The organism is Variovorax sp. 679, assembly GCF_003952185.1.
Classification (GTDB): domain Bacteria; phylum Pseudomonadota; class Gammaproteobacteria; order Burkholderiales; family Burkholderiaceae_C; genus Variovorax.
Genome location: NZ_RXFS01000001.1, coordinates 227550 through 244406, shown reverse-complemented (window position 1 = coordinate 244406; position 16857 = coordinate 227550). Strand labels below are relative to the sequence as shown.

17 protein-coding genes are annotated in these 16857 nt (G+C 64.8%); 13 read left to right on the top strand and 4 right to left on the bottom strand.

Annotated elements, in window-relative coordinates; translation table 11 throughout:
• The first annotated feature begins 34 nt into the window (after positions 1-34).
• Positions 35-634: a TetR/AcrR family transcriptional regulator gene (locus EJO71_RS01170; RefSeq protein WP_125947194.1), complete on the top strand. Its 600-nt coding sequence runs from the start codon at positions 35-37 to the stop codon at positions 632-634.
• 76 nt (positions 635-710) lie between these two features.
• Here the strand turns inward: EJO71_RS01170 and EJO71_RS01165 are convergent, their stop codons facing one another.
• Positions 711-1748, bottom strand: a complete 1038-nt coding sequence (locus EJO71_RS01165) for a sensor domain-containing diguanylate cyclase (protein ID WP_125947195.1) — start codon at positions 1746-1748, stop codon at positions 711-713.
• 155 nt (positions 1749-1903) lie between these two features.
• On the opposite strand from EJO71_RS01165, the gene EJO71_RS01160 reads away from it, so the two are divergent.
• From EJO71_RS01160 to EJO71_RS01115, 9 genes are all read left to right on the top strand, one after another.
• Positions 1904-2260: a hypothetical protein gene (locus EJO71_RS01160; protein WP_125947196.1), complete on the top strand. Its 357-nt coding sequence runs from the start codon at positions 1904-1906 to the stop codon at positions 2258-2260.
• Positions 2261-2587: 327 nt separating this feature from the next.
• On the top strand, positions 2588-3964 hold the full coding sequence (locus EJO71_RS01150; protein ID WP_206169079.1) for a DUF1566 domain-containing protein: 1377 nt from the start codon (positions 2588-2590) through the stop codon (positions 3962-3964).
• A 490-nt stretch (positions 3965-4454) separates the two neighbouring features.
• Entirely contained in the window at positions 4455-4763 is a 309-nt protein-coding gene (locus EJO71_RS01145; protein ID WP_125947198.1) for a hypothetical protein, read from the top strand.
• A gap of 85 nt (positions 4764-4848) precedes the next feature.
• Positions 4849-5775 carry an alpha/beta hydrolase gene (locus EJO71_RS01140; RefSeq protein WP_125947199.1) on the top strand — a complete coding sequence of 309 codons (927 nt, stop codon included), beginning with the start codon at positions 4849-4851 and terminating at the stop codon, positions 5773-5775.
• A 217-nt stretch (positions 5776-5992) separates the two neighbouring features.
• Complete coding sequence (locus EJO71_RS01135; protein ID WP_125947200.1) at positions 5993-6634, top strand: hypothetical protein; 642 nt, start codon at positions 5993-5995, stop codon at positions 6632-6634.
• A 740-nt stretch (positions 6635-7374) separates the two neighbouring features.
• Positions 7375-7773 (top strand): hypothetical protein, encoded by a 399-nt coding sequence (locus EJO71_RS01130; RefSeq protein WP_125947201.1) that lies wholly within the window; start codon positions 7375-7377, stop codon positions 7771-7773.
• 45 nt (positions 7774-7818) lie between these two features.
• Complete coding sequence (locus EJO71_RS01125; protein WP_125947202.1) at positions 7819-8487, top strand: tetratricopeptide repeat protein; 669 nt, start codon at positions 7819-7821, stop codon at positions 8485-8487.
• 81 nt (positions 8488-8568) lie between these two features.
• Positions 8569-8970: a hypothetical protein gene (locus EJO71_RS01120; RefSeq protein ID WP_125947203.1), complete on the top strand. Its 402-nt coding sequence runs from the start codon at positions 8569-8571 to the stop codon at positions 8968-8970.
• Positions 8971-9395: 425 nt separating this feature from the next.
• A complete protein-coding gene (locus tag EJO71_RS01115) occupies positions 9396-9698 on the top strand; it encodes an I78 family peptidase inhibitor (RefSeq protein ID WP_125947204.1) in 303 nt (100 codons plus the stop codon).
• A 76-nt stretch (positions 9699-9774) separates the two neighbouring features.
• On the opposite strand, the gene EJO71_RS01110 is transcribed toward EJO71_RS01115, so the two are convergent.
• Positions 9775-11559: an adhesin gene (locus EJO71_RS01110; protein WP_240651260.1), complete on the bottom strand. Its 1785-nt coding sequence runs from the start codon at positions 11557-11559 to the stop codon at positions 9775-9777.
• A 269-nt stretch (positions 11560-11828) separates the two neighbouring features.
• Here EJO71_RS01110 and EJO71_RS01105 point away from each other — a divergent pair, with 269 nt between their 5' ends.
• Positions 11829-13466 (top strand): phospholipase D family protein, encoded by a 1638-nt coding sequence (locus EJO71_RS01105; protein WP_125947205.1) that lies wholly within the window; start codon positions 11829-11831, stop codon positions 13464-13466.
• A 15-nt stretch (positions 13467-13481) separates the two neighbouring features.
• Here the strand turns inward: EJO71_RS01105 and EJO71_RS01100 are convergent, their stop codons facing one another.
• Positions 13482-15392, bottom strand: a complete 1911-nt coding sequence (locus EJO71_RS01100; protein WP_125947206.1) for an ATPase, T2SS/T4P/T4SS family — start codon at positions 15390-15392, stop codon at positions 13482-13484.
• Positions 15393-15541: 149 nt separating this feature from the next.
• On the opposite strand from EJO71_RS01100, the gene EJO71_RS01095 reads away from it, so the two are divergent.
• The gene (locus EJO71_RS01095) at positions 15542-15886 is read left to right on the top strand and encodes a hypothetical protein (RefSeq protein ID WP_125947207.1); all 345 of its coding nucleotides are present in this window, start codon (positions 15542-15544) and stop codon (positions 15884-15886) included.
• Positions 15887-15966: 80 nt separating this feature from the next.
• A complete protein-coding gene (locus tag EJO71_RS01090; protein ID WP_125947208.1) occupies positions 15967-16347 on the top strand; it encodes a phosphopantetheine adenylyltransferase in 381 nt (126 codons plus the stop codon).
• 12 nt (positions 16348-16359) lie between these two features.
• Here EJO71_RS01090 and EJO71_RS01085 read toward each other — a convergent pair whose 3' ends face one another.
• Positions 16360-16821: a GNAT family N-acetyltransferase gene (locus tag EJO71_RS01085; RefSeq protein ID WP_125947431.1), complete on the bottom strand. Its 462-nt coding sequence runs from the start codon at positions 16819-16821 to the stop codon at positions 16360-16362.
• Between the last annotated feature and the right edge of the window lie 36 nt (positions 16822-16857).

Below are 16857 nucleotides of genomic sequence, written 5' to 3'. Positions count from 1 at the left end.
GTCGGTGATTTGCTTTTCACTACCATCGGCAACCATGAAGACACAGCCAGAAGAAGCGCTCCAGCCGCGGCGCCGCACGGGCGGGCGCAGCGCGCGCGTGCATGCGGCGGTGCTCGAGGCCACGATGGACGAACTCAAGGAGCACGGCTACGAGGGGTTTTCCGTCGCGGCGGTCGCCGCGCGCTCAGGCGTGCACGAGACCTCGATCTACCGGCGCTGGAAGTCGCGCGATGGCCTGGTCCTGGAGGCCACGTTCGCGCTGTTTGCCCAGGACATTCCCATTCCGGACCGCGGGAGCCTGCGCGAGGACCTGGTCACCCTGCTGTCGAGCGCCGTGCGCCGGCTCGCCAGCCCGCTGGGCTGGGCCGCCACGCAATTCGCGATGGCGCTGCCGCGCGAGAGCGAGATGACGCAGGAAGTGCGGCAGCAGTGGGCCAGGCGCTTCGCCTCGGTGCGAGAGGTGTTCGAACGCGCCAGCCTGCGAGGGGAGTGGCCCGTTGGCAAGGACCCTCAGGATCTCGTCGAAAGCCTCGTCGGCGCGGTGTACCTGCGCGTGCTGCATCTGCGGGAGCCGGTTACCGCCGCGCATCTGAAGCGGCTTGTGGATGCAGTGCTTCCTGCCAGCAGCGAGTGAGCCCGTGGCCAGGGCGGGAGCACATCGAGGCTCCAGGAGCCAGATAACGCCGTCCAGAACAGGCGCCGGCACTCGCTCAGGCTGATGAAGACACTTCCCTCTGGCTGGCGACGACGCGGCGGCCGCGCTTGACGGCATACATCGCCTCGTCGGCCAGCCGCAATGCTTCAGCCGCCGTGGTGGTGCGCGAGTCGACGGCCACCACGCCGACACTGGCGCCCGCGTAGTCGATCGTCGTGCCTTGCAGGCGCAGCTCGCCGATGGTGCTCTTGCCGAGCCGCTCGGCGAGTGCCCGCGCCGCGGCGTCCGGCGATTGGTCGAAGGAAGGGCCGGCTCCGATCACCACGAACTCGTCGCCGCCGCTGCGCGCCAGCATCTCGCCGGCATGCAGCGAGGCCGACAGCCGCCCCGCCATGGCGATGAGAAATTCGTCGCCGATGTCATGGCCGTGCGTGTCGTTGATCTTCTTGAAGCCGTCCATGTCGATGAAGCCCACCAGCACGCTGAGCCGGTCGCGCTCGCCCTGCGCGAGCAGGCCGCGCAGGCCGTCGATGAGCGTGCGGCGATTCGGCAGGCCGGTGAGCGCATCGGTGGAAGCGAGGGTGACCAGTTCGGCGTGTGCCCTCTCGAGCTTCCTGTAGAGCAGCTCGCGCTCGACCTGCTGGCCGATCAGCCGCGCGAACAGTTGCAGCACCGGCTCGGCATGTGGCGCGAGCGGCATCTGCGTGGCGCTGGCGGCGCACAGGGTGCCGAACAAGCCGCCACCTTCAGCCTTGACCGGCGTGCTCACGTAGGTCTGGATGCCGAGCTGCCGGGCAGCGTCGGAGTCGCCCCAGCAGCTTGCGACGTCGCCCGTGTAGGTGCGACCCTCTTCCAGGGCGCGCTTGCAGAGGGTGTCGGCCCACGGCACCGTGAGGCCTTCGGGAATGCTCAGCTGTCGCACATTGCGGGAGAAGAGAATGTGCTGCTGCCCCTTGTGGAGGTCGATGGTGGTGAGGTAGGTCGACTCCATTCCGGTCACCGCCCCGAGCATCTCGAGCATCGGCCGGGTCAAGTCTTCCAGGGTCTTGGCCGAAGCCATCGAGCCTGAGAGTTGTTCGATCAGAGATTCCATGGCCTTTATTTTGACTGCGAAGCGGGCTTTGCCCTTGCCGCCGGGCGTATCGAGCTGTGACGTGGCGTCGGGGAATGTGCGGCACGGCACCAAGGCAGAATCCGGCGATACCCCGGATCTTCCGTCGACCAACCGCAACACCACACCGCCACGACATGCGTGACGTCATCTACTACTCGCTGATGCTCCTGCTGGGATTCGCCTGGTACAGGTTCGGGCAGAGCCTGCTCCGGAAAGGGCGTCGCGACGAGAACGACGAACTCACCAAGGGGGTTGTCGGGCCTGTAGGCTTTCTGATGACTGCCGCGGTGACCTGCTACCTCGTCTTCGCCGTGTTGCGTGCGTTGGTTCGGGGCGAGGTGCCATGTGTCGGCAAGGCTTGCACGGGGCAGACGTATGTTCTGGCGGCAAATCCCGGCGAGTACTGGGCCAATATCTTTTACCTGGTGTGGCTCGCAGTTGCCCTCGGCTATGCGATGTATGTGACGTTCAGGATCTGGTTCAGGGCTTGACGTGGGGCCGGGCGGCCTTGTTTGCCCGCATGCCTGTTGTAAGGTTCGTCCGCTGACTGTCTTCCGGCTGGAACAGGCCGTTCGTAGTGCCCGCGAAACAAAATCGATCGGGTTGTCAAACAAGAGGAGCTTCGATGAAGTTGATGCCATCAAAGTCCGCACGCGCCTTGCCGGCAACTGCTACTGGCGCGCAAGCCGTTGGTACCAGCGCGTTGGGCTCCGTCCTGCTTGGTGTCGCGGCACTCGGTGCTCTGGCCATCGGTGCCTTGTCCATCGGTCGGCTCTTCGTGGGCCGCGCTCGAATCCGCCGGCTGGAGATCGACGAGCTTGTTGTTCGTCGTGTTCGAGTCATCGACGATTCGACGTCAGTTGCCGAATCGCGCTCCTGGAGCGCTGGGCCAAGGCGCGGCCGCTGACCGAAGTCGGCGTCGATCCGAACTGGAATCCAGCGCACTGACCATGATTCGCGCGGCAGCCACAGCGCTCGTCCTGCTGGGGCTTGCCGTCGTGCCTGCCGCCGCGCAGTCGCCGGCGGTGACCGCCGAAGCCACAACAGTGAAGGTGCCACCCACCGGCGCGCGTGTGTGTCTTGGCTTGCAGCAAGACGGCAGGCCGGCTCCTCAGGCGTGCACGGACGCGGGACCACTGGCCCTGATCCCGAAACAGGACGGCATGTTTCACACGGGCCGGCCCGACTACGAGGCGGTTGCCGGCCAACCTTTGACCTCGTGCGTGCGCGATCGGGTGTCCGGACTGGTCTGGGAGGGCAAGCCCGACAGCGGCAAGCTGGCGTGGATGAGGACACAGGCCGGTCCACCGGGCACCGGCAGGCTGATCACCACCTACGGCCCGCACAACGAACCGGCGCCGGGCAGCCGCGCCAATACCGACGCCTACTCCTACCATGGCGATGGCCGGCCGGGCGATGCCATGGCCTATGTGGCGCAGGTGAATGCGATGCGCCTGTGCGGCTTCACCGACTGGCGCCTGCCCACGGTGGCCGAGCTGCACGGCCTGCTCGACCTGGGGGAACTCATCGATGCACGGTCCGCGAAGTGGCCAGCCGAACGGGCAGCCGTCGATGAGCGCTGGCTTCCCAACACCGTGCCGGGGAACTACATGACGTCCGAGCCGGACGACGAGACCCGCATATGGTGCGTGAACTTCATTGTCGGATTTGTCTACAGCTGCAACCGCAGGATGGAGAGAAAGCCGCAGCCGTTGTTCGTCCGGCTGGTGCGGGGCCCCGAGGTGCCGGAGACCGGACGCTGGCGTGAAGTGCCCGACGAGCGCGGCGTGCCCGGCGGCGTGGTCGAGGACCGCCACACCGGCCTGGCGTGGCGCCGCTGCGAGGAGCCGCAGGTGTGGAACGGCCAGCGCTGCACCGGGACGGCCCAGCGCTACGGCTATATGCAAGCCCTGCAGCGCGCCAGCGAGCAACCGGGCTGGCGCCTGCCGACGATCAAGGAGGTGAACAGCCTCGCGGAACGCTGGTTCAAGAAATTGGACATACCCGCCGCCGATTTCCCGGTGTCCGGCACGCAGCCGCTGCGCGAAGGCTATTGGTCCTCCACCGTCTGCAGTGGTGGCGCCGCGACGCGGGAGGCCACTGCATGGATCAGAGCCTGGATGCTGGGGAGTGGCGGCGACATTTCCTGCGAGGTGCGCAACCTGCGCCTCGGGGTCCGGCTCGTGCGCGAGTGATGTGCAATGAGCATCTTCCTCGAAGCAGTGCCGTGAAGCTGGTTCTGGTGGAAGGGTTGCCGGGAACAGGCGAGACGACATTGACCGAGCGCCTCTGTGATTGGGCTGTCTCTTCCGGACGGCTGGCCGTGTGGCACCGGGAGGCGCAAAGAAACCACCCGGTCCACCCCCATGTCTTTGTCGACGTCTCGGGAGCAGCCCGGATTCGCATCGAGGTGCCTGCGAAGCTGGCGAGCATTCGCGCAGCGGGCTCAATCCGTCGACGGTTTGTGCATCCTCGAAGGAAGCGCTTTTCAACGTACGGTGCGCTTCCTCATGGAGCAGGAGCGAGAGGACGTACATGGCTATATCGTGGCGTTCACGCGTGTCGTGAGCTTGGTTTCTCCGGTGCTCGTCTATATGCGTCCCGCCGACGCTACCAGTTGCTCTCGTGGCGTCGCCGCCCACAGGGGAGAATTGGCCGAAGACGGACATTGCAGCGAAAAGCTACATGAACTCGACGGATACCTCAGAAGCGCTTTGGGCTGCAGCCCTTTCGGACGACGATTGCATCCGGTTCATGGCGCTGCTTGCTCATGGTTTGACGATTGGGCAGCGAGTGCTTTGCGATGACGGCAATGTCGAGGGGGTTCGGCAGCTCAACGAGGCCAATCATCAGGTCGCAGGGCTGCTCGTCGACCACTTCGACGGCCGCACTCGGCGGATGTTTGAGCCATTCCTGTTCAAGTTGACCGATGCGCAAGCGCGAATCCAGGGCGGTCAGGCTTGGACCTATGCGAAGAGCCACTTCGCCGCCTGACTGGACCCAAATATCTATAGCTCCCTGTGCGGCAAAGCCTCAGAATACGCCGCGCCGATCAGGTCCTTCAAAGTGGAGTTTCGATATGAAGAATCGCTTTGCGCTGGTACTCGCGCTGTTGACTGCTGTGCTGTGCATTGCCAGTGCTGGAGCCCAGCCGGCCTTCCCAGGCAGCTTCAAGACCCGGGCCGTCACCACGGCAGATGGCGCGAGCATCTTCGTTCGCTCCGGTGGCGCCGGTCCCGCCGTGGTGCTCATTCATGGGTTCGGCGACACGGGCGACATGTGGGCTCCGCTGGCGCAAGAGCTGGCAAAGACGCACCTGGTGATCGTGCCGGATCTCCGCGGCATGGGGAAATCGTCAAAGGCTGCCGGCGGCTACGACAAGAAGTCACAGGCTGTCGACATACGCGCGGTCGTGACCGCATTGAAGCAAGACCACACCGCCGTCGTCGGCCATGATATCGGCACGATGGTCGCCTATGCGTATGCGGCAAGCTACCCCGACAAAGTCGACAAGCTCGTCGTGATGGACGCACCCGTGCCCGGCATCGCGCCGTGGGACCAGATCATCCTGTGGCCCGCGCTATGGCATTTCAACGCCGGCGGCCGCGATTTCGAGCGGCTGGTGGCTGGCAGGGAGCGCATCTATCTCGACCGGTTCTGGAACGAGTTCGCTGGCACGCCTTCGAAGATCGACGAGGCAACGCGGCGCCACTACGCCAAACTCTACGCGCAGCCGGGCGCGATGCGCGCCGCCTTCGCGCAGTTCAATACCATCGCCAAGAACGACGTCGCCGACAACATCGCGTTCTCCAAAACCAAGCTCACCATGCCGGTGCTCGCCATCGGCGGAGAGAAGTCCTTCGGCGAGAACATGGCGATCGTCATGCGCAACGCAGCAACCAATGTGCGCGGAGAAGTCGTACCAGGCGCAGGGCACTGGTTGATGGAAGAGAGCACCGGCGCCACGGTGGGGTTGATCGGAAAATTTCTGGCTACTTCGCAGTAGCGCTGTCGGCGTACATCGTGCCGACGAACGCCGGCTCTAGAGAAGCTCGAAGGACTGCAAAAAGGTCTTCTTGCACCAACGATCAACCCGGTTGCTGTCGGCCAGAACCGGGCATTGGCGTCGCCTTCCTATGACCTAACATCCTGATCCAGGATCGCACCGCAAAGACGACAAGTCGCAATAGTGGATTGAGCATGAAAGACCAGGGAGGTGACACGTGCCGAGAAAATTCTTCAACTTGCGCTTTAACAGTGAGTCCTCTCAAGATTCCGTGGGTGGGGCTTATCTGACACCGGAGGGGCAAGGTTTTCCGTGTTGTGCCCAGTGCGACCGGCAGATGATTCCGTTCCTGCAGTTCACGCTCCCCGTTGCGACCGAACTCCCCTTTGTCGAAGGCAGCAGGTTGTCGGTACTCATGTGCCCCGAGCACAACGAGATTCCAAGCTTCGAATCTTTCGATATCCTCCCTCCGGCCTATTGGGAGCAAAGCGAAGGTCACTGGTACGCTTCGCTGGAAAAACCGCGAACCATGCATCGCGTGGCGGGCGCCCCGATCCTTCAGCCGGCTGAGCTGGTACTTGCCGATACACCCGCGGACAAGCACTACTACATCGCGGTTGGAGGTACGCCCGACTGGGTACAGGACGCCGAAACCTTCACCTGTGCCTGTGGCTCGGCGATGGAGTTTGTGTGCCAGGTCAGCGACGGCTTTGAGTTTCCCAAGCTACCAAGCGCACCAGAGCAACCCGACAGTCCCTCGGCAAGAAGCTACGTGCTCTTTCTGGGCAACGAGGTCTATGTGTTTGCGTGCGCGCAACAATGCGACCCCAGGGCGGTGTGGATCACGGTTCAGAACTAGGCAAGACTGAAGTCGGCCACAAGCGATCGTTCCGGCGTAGGAGTCAAAGCGTCGCCAGTGATCTCTGCAAAATTTCTTCGACTTTTCTAGAGAACACCACCGCCTATGCGAAACATTTCTGAGCTCATTGAGTGCTACGAGAAAGGCATATACACCTTCCCCGAGGTAATAACTGCAATCGTGGTCGAAGGCGCGTCCAGGGAGCCACGTGTGCTAGCTCAGGAACTGCCGACGCAATTCCTAGATGGCGTTGTTGAGTCAGTTCTTGCACTTCCGGCGAATGCAACGACTGATGACGTATTTGTCCTCAAGTCAAGCCGCTCCCATGCGGAGGCATGGTTCACCGGAGCATTGAACTGGAAGCGCTATACCGGTGGCCAAGTCTGACCACCCTGGCGCACCTCCCTGACAGCACGGCCCCGAACCTCTCGAGCACCACTTGGTCCTCATTTGACTGACGCTGCTGGTCTACAGTCGGCCAGAACCGGACCTTCCGGCGCGCCGTACAACTCGGGCAGAATTCGTTCGTTACAGTCCAGGCCCGACACCGCAGAGGTCGTCGTCAGCAGTCGTTCGTACACCGGTCAAGAATGATGTTTCGTAGACGATTTTTCTCAACCTTAGGATGCGGCGTCTGCCTCGCCATAGCTGGATGTGCAGCGAGTTCAGCGCCACAGGCCGCCCCCGCTGGAATTGCCAACCAGAGCAAGACCCCTCTGACACACAAGGTCGACTTCAAGGTGAAGCGAGCGACGAGTGGTTTCGAGCTTCAGGACAAGGTGTTGAACATTGGAGTAAGCCGCCTCACTGACCGGAACGGACGCAAGTGGACGGCCTACGACCCCGAGATACTGAATAGCCGCCACGTTGCGTCCGCTGTCGTCGTTCCGCCGCTTGCAGACGAAGGGCGGTACGCTGAACCTCGCCTGAAGGTCGTGCTTAGCCCGGAAGGCCACGCAGTCCTCGAGAAGGCAACGGGGCAGATTGTTGGGCAGACCATCGTCTTCCTTATCGATGGCGAAATACGTTCTGTGGCGGTCATCCGCAGCGCTATCACGACTGGCTCGCTCCAGCTGAGCATCGACGGGGCCAAGCTGCCTGAGCTGCAACGGCTTGCTCAAGGGCTTAGTGGCGTATGACGCCCGAGGGTGACTCACGGCCAAAAGCAGCCGGTCACTCGCGCTATGGAATTGCACCAGAAAGCCGACCCTTACTACGTGCTTGCAACAACGATGAAACCACCGCACCGCCGGGTAACCGCCCTTGCCGCTTTCTGCGTGGCAGGTTTTGCATTCGACGCTCTCGCAACGTGTGGTCCGCAGGACGACGCACAAGCAGACTACTTCGGGGCCGCAAAGCTAGAAGACGTTCGAGCGCGGGCAGATGGAGGCAACGCAGCGGCACAGAATGAAATGGGGCGGCGGTACGGCGTTGGCAAAGACGTCGCCAAAAACTCCGAAATCTCGTTCTCTTGGTACGAAAAGGCCGCAACCCAACATTTTTGTGCGGCAGAGGCAAATCTGGCCTTCATGTACTTGAACGGCGAAGGCACTGCAAAAGATGCCCAAGCAGCAAAGGAATGGTCCCTGAAGGCAGCAGCACAAGGAGCACCGCGCAGCCAGTATGCACTCGGCTACATGTACGCCACGGGCGTTCTGGGAAAGCCGGACGGCCGGTCTGCTGAATACTGGTTTCGCAAAGCTGCGTACCGGGGAGACGTGGGTGCCCAGCGCGTGTTGATTCGCTTCTATGAGTCTGGGGAACTCGTTCCGAAGGACCTGGAGGAGGCCGCCCTCTGGCTCCATCGTGTGCGAGATGCGGGGGGCGGGCGCGTTTGGCGACAGGAAGAATGACCGGCCCGCTACGGCCAGGACCGGACACCCCGCCCCTGGGTCTACTTATCGCGGAGTAGTTCTTCTTGAAATACGAACCAGATGAATGCCTCATTAAAGAAATGGCTCGATTGGGCAATGTCCTTAGGTCACACGCTTTACGGAGAGGACAACATGCCCCTTAGGGAATGGCGGCCAGGAACTTCGCTCGTCAACATCGCCAACGAACTGCTCGAAGTTGCCAGGTTTGAGAGCCCAGAGGAATTTGTTCCCATGGTCCCCGCGTCAGTGCAAAGGGCGCTTCGCGAAATCACGCGGACGCCGCCCGAAACGTTGGAGTACTTGAACTATGTTGCGCATCCCACGTATAGCGCTGCGTACTTCGAGGGCTTAACTCAAGAAGAGGGTGAGAGAAAAGTTCTCGCGGAAGAGCTTGCCATCAAGCAATCTCGGTTCGAGGCGCTGTGGTCGATTCATCGATACTTCACAGATCACCCAGCGTAGTCCAGAAAATCTGAGGGCGCCCAGATCACCTCAGAACGATGGCTCTTTGGCCCTCCACTTTCGTTTCCGAACCAAACTTTCTGTCGCGACCATTGCGTTTCGTGATGCGAGCCTGAGCAGTAGCAGAAAGCTGCCGACGGTCCGCTTTGTAGAAAGGCGACTGGCAGCCTCGGCCCATTCCGGTCCTTCACTTCGAGCGATTGCGATGGAGATTGCCCAGCGATTGCCACGGAGCGTTTGCCTGCCGCCAAGGCAGCACAACCGTATTCACAAGCAGTGATGAACCAAAGGCCAGACTCCTGACCAGCCTCTCGCAGCACGCGAACAACCTGCGCATTGCCAAGGGAGTCCAACGAGTTGACCGAAAGCCATGGCCAAGGTGGAATGCAGAAGAAACTCTTTGCCCCCACAGGAAAGGACATGCCTTGAAACTCAACAAGAAACTGATCCCGAGCGGAGCCCTCGCTCTCGCCATCCTGTCGATCACAGCCTGCGGAGCGCAGCAAGCACGTGATGACAGCGCAACCGGAGCCTGCAAGCAGGACGCCGCCAGCGCGCTGGCGGGTAAGAGCCGCATCAGCGATGCCGATGCGCGTCAGATGACCGGCGCATCCATCGTTCGCCAGATCGAGCCCGGGCAGCCCGTGACGATGGACTATCGGCGCGAGCGAGTGACGATCGAGACGGATCCGAAGACCGGCAAGATCGTCCGGGCGTTCTGCGGATAGGCCAGGCTCGAAGCGAGCGGGCGGGTATCTCCCGCCGGTCGCTTCGGCGCCCATTCATGCAGCCCCGAACGACCCTTCACCACGCATAACCCGCCTGCACCCGAGCCGCCACCCGGCTCCCGCTCCCGCTGCTCGTGGCCGTCGAAAGCCCCACGCCCAGATTCAGGTTGTCGTTGACCTGGTAGCCGAAGGCAACGCCCACCCCCGATGCACCCGCATAGTTGCCGACCGCCGCCCCCATCCACTTCCTGCCCACCGGCAGCGTGGGCATCGACGGCATGGCCAGTGCTGCCGCGACGCCCTGCGCGGCGAAGGCGTTCGCCTGGCTGGTTGCGTTGGCCACGGCCTGCTGCAACTGGTTGACGTTGACGGCGTCGGTGCCCAGCACACCGGGTGCGACATTCGTGATGCCGCGCAACTGGTTGGTGGATGCGTTGCCCACCGACACGGTGTTGTCGCGCTCCGCCACGGAGCCCTGGCCCAGCGCCACGGAGTTGTTGCCGCTCGCCAGCGTGTTGGCGCCCAGCGCGACGGCGTTGTTGCCGGTGGCGATGGCGTTGTTGCCCACGGCGGTAGTGGGATCGGCCAGCGCCTTCGCTCCCGCGCCGATGGCGACCGAGCCGGCGTGGTTGGCCTGCGCGCCGTTGCCGACGGCCACGGTGTTCTCTCCGTTGGCTTGCGCGTTGGTGCCCATCGAGGTGCTGCCCGCACCGCTGGCGCCGGCGCCCGGGCCGCACGCCACGGAGCCGTTCGCGTTCACCGCGCACACGCCGCTCGACAGGGCCTGGTTCATCAGCGACTGCAGCGCATTGACCTGTTGCACGGTGAAGTTGTTCGCGGTGGTGATGGCCGTTTGCTGCGCCTGCTGCACCTGGCCGACGTTGGCTGCGTCGGTGCTTGCCTGGCCGGCGGCCACGTTGCTGATGGTGGTGCCCGAGCCACCGTTGGCGTTGAGCTGCAGCGTGGTGCCGCCAGCGCCGTACTGCGCCGAGTTCTGCGCGAGGCCCAGGGCCGTGTTGGAGGTCTGCTGCACGGTGTAGAGCTGGCTGCCGTTGACGGCGTCGGTGCTCGTGGCGTTCACCGCGCCCGCGCTCACGTTGACGAGGGTTCGCGTCTGGCCCGCCGAGCCGAAGGAAACCGTGTTCGCCGCGGTGGCGACCGAGTTGGCGCCGATGGCCACGCTGTTGGTCGCGCCGCTCGCGACCTGGCTGCCCGAGCCGAGGGCAACGCTGCTGGCGGCCAGCGCCGATGCGCCTGCCGATCCGTTGTAAGCGCCGCCGATCGCCGTGCTGCCGTTGCCCGAGGCCACCGCGCCCGGGGTGGTGCTCGAAGCGCTGCCGATGGCGATTGCCGAGATGCCCGAGGCCTGCGCGCCGCTGCCGCCGGTCTGGCCGCCGAAGCCGCAGCAGCCGTCGCCGCCCGTGCCCCCGGCGCCGACGGCGATCGCGCCGCTGGCCGATGCCTGGGCGCCGCGGCCCCCGGTGCCGCCGGTGCCGCCGGCCGCGCCATCGCCACCGGTCCCGCCGCCGCCGATGGCGGTTGCGCCGCCCGCGGTGGCGCTCGCTCCCGCACCGCCTACGCCGCCGGTCCCGCCGGAGTTGGCGGTGCCGCCAGTGCCGCCTGCACCCACAGCAGTCCCTCCATCCGCCGTGACGGTTGCCGCGGCGCCACCGGCTCCGCCCGTTCCGCCGGAGTCCGGCACCCCCGTGCTTCCGGCAGTTCCACCGGCGAAGCCATCGGCAAAGGCGCTGCCGGCCACGAGCAGGGCGATGACGGGCCAGTACCGCATTGCGCCAAGTGGCTGCCGCCGGCCTTCCGTGGCTTTCGTCGGGGCGCCGCTGGCATTGGCCTGGATGAGCATGGTGTTTCCTGTGATGAAGAGCGAGAGAGACGCGGACGGCGAGCAATCCGGACGCGGGCGAGTGTGTCGTTTCGTTTCCGGCGGGGCCATACCCGAAAACAAGTAAATCGGAGGCTCTCAGCAAGGGCTTCGTATCCGGTCGCCCGGGGCTGCCTGGTTGCGCAGAACGAACCCGCCCGTCCCGCGAGCGCCCCGGGGCCGCGTCATACTCTCGGCCGGGTCGTCCCTTGCGGGTCGAAGTGCCAACCGAAGAGCCGGGAGCGGAAAAAATGACAACCACATGCTGGCGCGTGCCTCTTGCCGCGCTCGCGCTCGTCTTCTCGATGCTGACGGGCGCATGTTCCGGCCTGCCGCCCCGGGTATCGGAGCGGCCGGTCGCCGCCATCACCGACTTCCGGTCCACGCCGCTCGATGCGATCACGCGGAAGGTTCTGCCCAGGGACGAACAAGCAGACGACCGCTCCGGCTTCCAGCTGCTGCCCTACGGCCCCACCTCGTTCGCCACCCGCATCGAGCTGGCGAAGCTCGCCACCCGCAGCCTCGACGTTCAGTACTACCTGCTGGCCGCCGACAACACCGGCCGCGCCCTGATGCGCGAGCTGCGCAATGCGGCGCAGCGAGGCGTCCGCGTGCGGCTCCTGGTCGACGACCTCTACACCACCGGCGAAGACGACCTGCTGCTCGCGCTCGCCAGCTATCCCAACGTGCAGGTCCGCCTGTTCAACCCGTTCCCTGGCGGGCGCGGCAGCGACCTGACGCGCTTCATCAGTTCGGGACTGGAGTTCAGCCGCATCAACCGGCGCATGCACAACAAGCTCTTCGTCGCCGACAACGTCGCGGCCGTGGCGGGCGGGCGCAACATGGCCGACGAGTACGTGATGAATGCCTCTGGCAGCAACTTCGTGGACATGGACGTCTTCGCGACCGGGCCTGTGGTGCGCGGGCTGTCCGACGAGTTCGACCATTACTGGAACAGCGATGTCGTCTACCCCGTGGGCCGCATCGCCAGCAGCGCGCTGACGCTGCCGCAACTGCAACAGAACTTCGAGAAGCTGACCGCCGCCGTGAAGCCGCCCGAAGCGCCCCGCATTCCGCCCGACGGCAAGATCGCGAACCCGGTCGATGGCGAGCCTCACAGCCTGCCGCTGGAGATCGTGCCCATGCTCAACCTGCCTTTCGAGCTGGCCGAAGACCGGCTCAGCCCGCTGCTGTGGGCGCATGCGCGGGTGCTGTTCGATCCGCTCACCAAGACCGAGGGACTGAACGAGCGCGAGAACTCCATCAAGGGCACCGTGACCGAGGGCGTGATCCAGTGGTTCCGCACCTCGCGCTCCAGCATCAAGATGGTGTCGCCTTACTTCGTGCCGTCGGACGCGGCGGTGGCCAACCTCGCGGAAGCACAGGCAGCCGGCATCAAGGTCGAGCTCGTCACCAACTCGCTGGCCTCCACCGACGAGCCCTGGGTGTACGTGGGCTACTGGCCGCACATCCACGAGCTGCTCAAGTCGGGCGTGGCCATCTACGAGCTCAGTCCCACGCTGAGCGTGAAGCGCGGCAAGCTCGGCATCTTCGGCCACCGCACCGGCGCGCTCCACATGAAGAACGGCATCGTGGACCGCAAGCAGGTGTTCCTGGGCTCGATGAACCTCGACCCGCGCTCGGCCCGTCTCAACACCGAGCTGGGCATCATCATCGACAGCCCCGAGATGGCGCGGCAGCTCGACAGCTTCGCCGACGCGGGCAGTGCCTACCGGCTGCGGCTCGATGCCGCGGGCCGGGGTATCGAATGGGTGGAGCAGGACGACGACGGCAAGGAGACGGCCTACGACGTGCCGCCCGAGACCACGGCGTGGCAGCGCTTCAAGCTGCGGCTGGTTGCGCCGTTCATTCCGCTGAGCCAGCTGTAGCCGCAGCCGCGCGGCTCACGCGTTGCTGGTCGCGCGCACTTCCTCGATGGTGGTCTGCCCGGCCAGCACCTTCTCGATGCCGTCCTGCCGCAGCGTGCGCATGCCTTCCTGCAGGGCCGCCTGCTGAAGCTCCTCGGCACGCGCGCCGGTCTGCACCAGGCGGCGCAGCGACTTCGACATGCTCATCAGCTCGTGGATCCCCACGCGCCCCTTGAAGCCGGTGTCGCCGCAATGCTTGCAGCCCTTGCTCGTGTACGTGTGCAGCTTTCCGTCGCGGCCATGGCGTTGCACCCAGCCGGCCAGCACCGCCTGGCGCTGGCCGGGGTCGTTCTGCTGCGCGCCGCCGAAGGCGTGCATGTAGTCGTTCAACAGCTCGTTGACGGTCTCCGGGTTCGCGGGTGTGCTGGTAGTGCACTGCGAGCACATTCGGCGCACCAGCCGCTGCGCGAGCACCGCCAGCAGCGAGTCGGCGAAGTTGAACGGGTCCATGCCCATGTCCAGCAGCCGTGTGACGGTCTCGGGCGCGCTGTTGGTGTGCAGGGTCGAGAGCACGAGGTGGCCCGTCAGCGATGCCTCGATGGCGGTCTTGGCGGTTTCCTCGTCGCGGATCTCGCCGACCATGATCACGTCCGGGTCGGCGCGCACGAAGGCGCGCAGTGCTTTTGCAAAGGTCCAGTCGATGCGCGGGTTGATCTGCACCTGCCGCAGCCCGGCCTGCGTGATTTCCACCGGATCTTCAGCCGTCCAGATCTTGCGCTCGGGCGTGTTGATGTGCATCAGCGCCGAGTGCAGCGTGGTGGTCTTGCCCGAGCCCGTGGGGCCCACGCACAGCACCATGCCGTAGGGCCGCTCGACGGCCTTCGTCAGCTGCGCGAGGTTGTCCGGAGAGAGGCCCAGCGCATTCATCGGAATGGGCCTGGCCGAGGCCAGGATGCGCATCACCACGTCCTCGAGGCCGTTGTTGGTGGGAATGGTCGCCACGCGCAGCTCGATGCGGTGCTGTGGCGAATACCTGGTGAAGTTGATCTTGCCGTCCTGCGGGTTGCGCTTCTCGCTGATGTCCAGGTCGCACATGATCTTCACGCGCGCGACGATGGCGTTGCGGTAGCTCGGCGGCAGCTCGAGGTAGGTGTAGAGCAGGCCGTCGCGGCGAAAGCGGATGCGGGTCTTTTCCTGGCCGGGGTAGCTCTCGATGTGGATGTCGGAGACGCCTTCGCGGTGCGCCTCGATGATCATGCTGTTGATCATGCGCACCAGCGAGTTGTCCGACTGCTCGATGGGCGCCTCGCTCGCGGGCGCCGCCGCGGTGCCTTCCTTCTCCAGCGTCTGCAGCAGCTCGCTCGTGCCGGCGATGTCGAAGTCCAGGGGGCGCGACGGGTCGGTGTCGATCTGGAAGGCACCGGGCACCACGCTCGCGGTCGACTCGCCGATCTTCTCGTAGGCGCCGAGCAGCACGCCGTCCAGGTCCAGGCAGTGCCCGACGACCGGCGTGACCTTCATCTGCGCCATGAACTCCACCTCGTCGAGCGCCGTATGCCGGCCCGTGGGGTCGTCGACCGCGACGACGAGGCGCCCTTCGTGCACCATCAGCGGCATGAGCTGCAGCCGCTTGGCCACCGCGTGCGGCAGCTTGCGCAGCGCATCGGCCATCGGGGGAAACAGATGCAGGTTGACAAGGGGATAGCCCATCTTCCGCACCAACGCCGTCTGCAGCTGGCTGCGGTTCACCGCGCCCATGCGCACGAGGGTCTCGCCCAGCGGCACTGTCGGCTCGAGCTTCTGTCGCTCGAGTCCTTCGCGAAGCTGCGCCTGCGTGATCATGTCCAGCGAGATGAGCGCCTCGCCGATGCGCGCGATGGGGGTACGGCTCTGTGCCGCGAGCGCGCTCAGCAACTGCTCGGGCATGACGACTTCGTTGTTGGACATCGGTGCGTTCTCCTTCCTTTGCTGGCACGCATCGTAGGGCCTGATCGAGTCGCTTGCCATTCGTTTTGTCATTGAGTACGCAAGTTCTCAGTGTCGAATTTCCTCCCGTCCTACGCGCGTCGATCGCTGTCTGCCCAAGGATGTAAACAATGCGTCAACTATTGATTCTTGCGACAACCCTGGGGCTCGCCGTGCTCGGCCTTGCAGCACGGGCGGAGCCCATCAAGGTGCCCGTCGACAGCGACGAGAAGGGCTCCGTCTACGTCGCCCCCAACGTCAACCCCACCGAGACCTCGGCCACGGTCAACGGAGCCACGGTCGGCGTGCAGCGTCCCGACGGAAGCGGCACCTACATCGGCACCGACACCTCCACGCCGCGGCCCACGTACTCGCTGGGCGCGAGCACCGGCGGCAACATGTCGTTCTCGGGTGGCGTGCAGTCGGACGGCAAGGCCAACAACGGCGTGAAGGCCGGGGTGACGATCAAGTACTGAAAAACACTGAAGGCCGCGCATGCGGTGCCATGACCTCGCAGGTCATGGCGGGACGACCGGCGGCCGCATAGAAACGCGGCATGCGCTACATCGTTCCCGTTGCTCTTTTTCTCGTCGGCCTCATCCACGTTCTTCCGCTTGCCGGCGTGCTGGGTGCAGCGCGGCTGCACGGCCTGTACGGCATCGCCATCGCGGAACCGAACCTCGAGATCCTGTTGCGGCATCGCGCAGTGCTGTTCGGGCTGCTCGGCCTGTTCCTTTGCCAGGCCGCGTTCCGCCCGTCGCATCAGGCCATGGCGCTGGTTGCGGGGCTTGCGAGCGTCGCGTCGTTCCTGCTGCTGGCGGTGACGGTGGGCGGGTACAACGCGCAGCTCGCCAGGGTTTTCGCGGCCGACTTGGTGGCGCTGGTGCTGCTGGTCATCGCCGGCGGCGTGTTCCTGTACGCGAAGGCGCGCGCCTGAGCTGCTGCCCGCTCAGACCAGCTTGCCGTAGACGATGAACCCGTCGTGCGTCGCGACCTTGTCGTAGAGCGTGCGGCCCGCCGTGTTGGTCACGTGCGTCTGCCAGTACACGCGATGCCCGCCCGCGAGTTTCACGCGTTCGTACACGCCCTGGATCAGTTGCCGGCCCACACCCTTGCCGCGCTCCGAGTTCAGCGTGAACAGGTCCTGCAGGTAGCAGGTCGGCTCCAGCCTCGTGGTGCTGCGGTGGAAGAGGTAGTGGGTGAGCCCCACCAGTTGCCCGTCGCGCTCGGCGACCAGCGCATGCACCGGCTCGTAGGCGTCGAAGAAGCGCTGCCAGGTGGCCTGCGTGATCTCGTCGGCGAGGGCGGTCGGGCCCTCGCGTCCGTAGAAGGCGTTGTAGCCGTCCCAGAGCGGCTTCCATCCCGCGTAGTCGTCGGGCGTCGGTGGGCGGATCAGTAGCGAGGAACTCATGTCGTCGGTGGCCTGCACGTTGGAAACGTGCGATTG

What these genes read in the sequence shown, in the direction of transcription:
- EJO71_RS01120 (WP_125947203.1), top strand. Translation starts at nt 8,569, where the DNA reads ATGAATGCCTCATTAAAGAAATGGCTCGATTGGGCAATGTCCTTAGGT.
- EJO71_RS01085 (WP_125947431.1), bottom strand. Translation starts at nt 16,821, where the DNA reads ATGAGTTCCTCGCTACTGATCCGCCCACCGACGCCCGACGACTACGCG.
- EJO71_RS01140 (WP_125947199.1), top strand. Translation starts at nt 4,849, where the DNA reads ATGAAGAATCGCTTTGCGCTGGTACTCGCGCTGTTGACTGCTGTGCTG.
- EJO71_RS01110 (WP_240651260.1), bottom strand. Translation starts at nt 11,559, where the DNA reads ATGCTCATCCAGGCCAATGCCAGCGGCGCCCCGACGAAAGCCACGGAA.
- EJO71_RS01145 (WP_125947198.1), top strand. Translation starts at nt 4,455, where the DNA reads ATGAACTCGACGGATACCTCAGAAGCGCTTTGGGCTGCAGCCCTTTCG.
- EJO71_RS01105 (WP_125947205.1), top strand. Translation starts at nt 11,829, where the DNA reads ATGACAACCACATGCTGGCGCGTGCCTCTTGCCGCGCTCGCGCTCGTC.
- EJO71_RS01125 (WP_125947202.1), top strand. Translation starts at nt 7,819, where the DNA reads ATGGAATTGCACCAGAAAGCCGACCCTTACTACGTGCTTGCAACAACG.
- EJO71_RS01100 (WP_125947206.1), bottom strand. Translation starts at nt 15,392, where the DNA reads ATGTCCAACAACGAAGTCGTCATGCCCGAGCAGTTGCTGAGCGCGCTC.
- EJO71_RS01095 (WP_125947207.1), top strand. Translation starts at nt 15,542, where the DNA reads ATGCGTCAACTATTGATTCTTGCGACAACCCTGGGGCTCGCCGTGCTC.
- EJO71_RS01160 (WP_125947196.1), top strand. Translation starts at nt 1,904, where the DNA reads ATGCGTGACGTCATCTACTACTCGCTGATGCTCCTGCTGGGATTCGCC.
- EJO71_RS01090 (WP_125947208.1), top strand. Translation starts at nt 15,967, where the DNA reads ATGCGCTACATCGTTCCCGTTGCTCTTTTTCTCGTCGGCCTCATCCAC.
- EJO71_RS01165 (WP_125947195.1), bottom strand. Translation starts at nt 1,748, where the DNA reads ATGGAATCTCTGATCGAACAACTCTCAGGCTCGATGGCTTCGGCCAAG.
- EJO71_RS01170 (WP_125947194.1), top strand. Translation starts at nt 35, where the DNA reads ATGAAGACACAGCCAGAAGAAGCGCTCCAGCCGCGGCGCCGCACGGGC.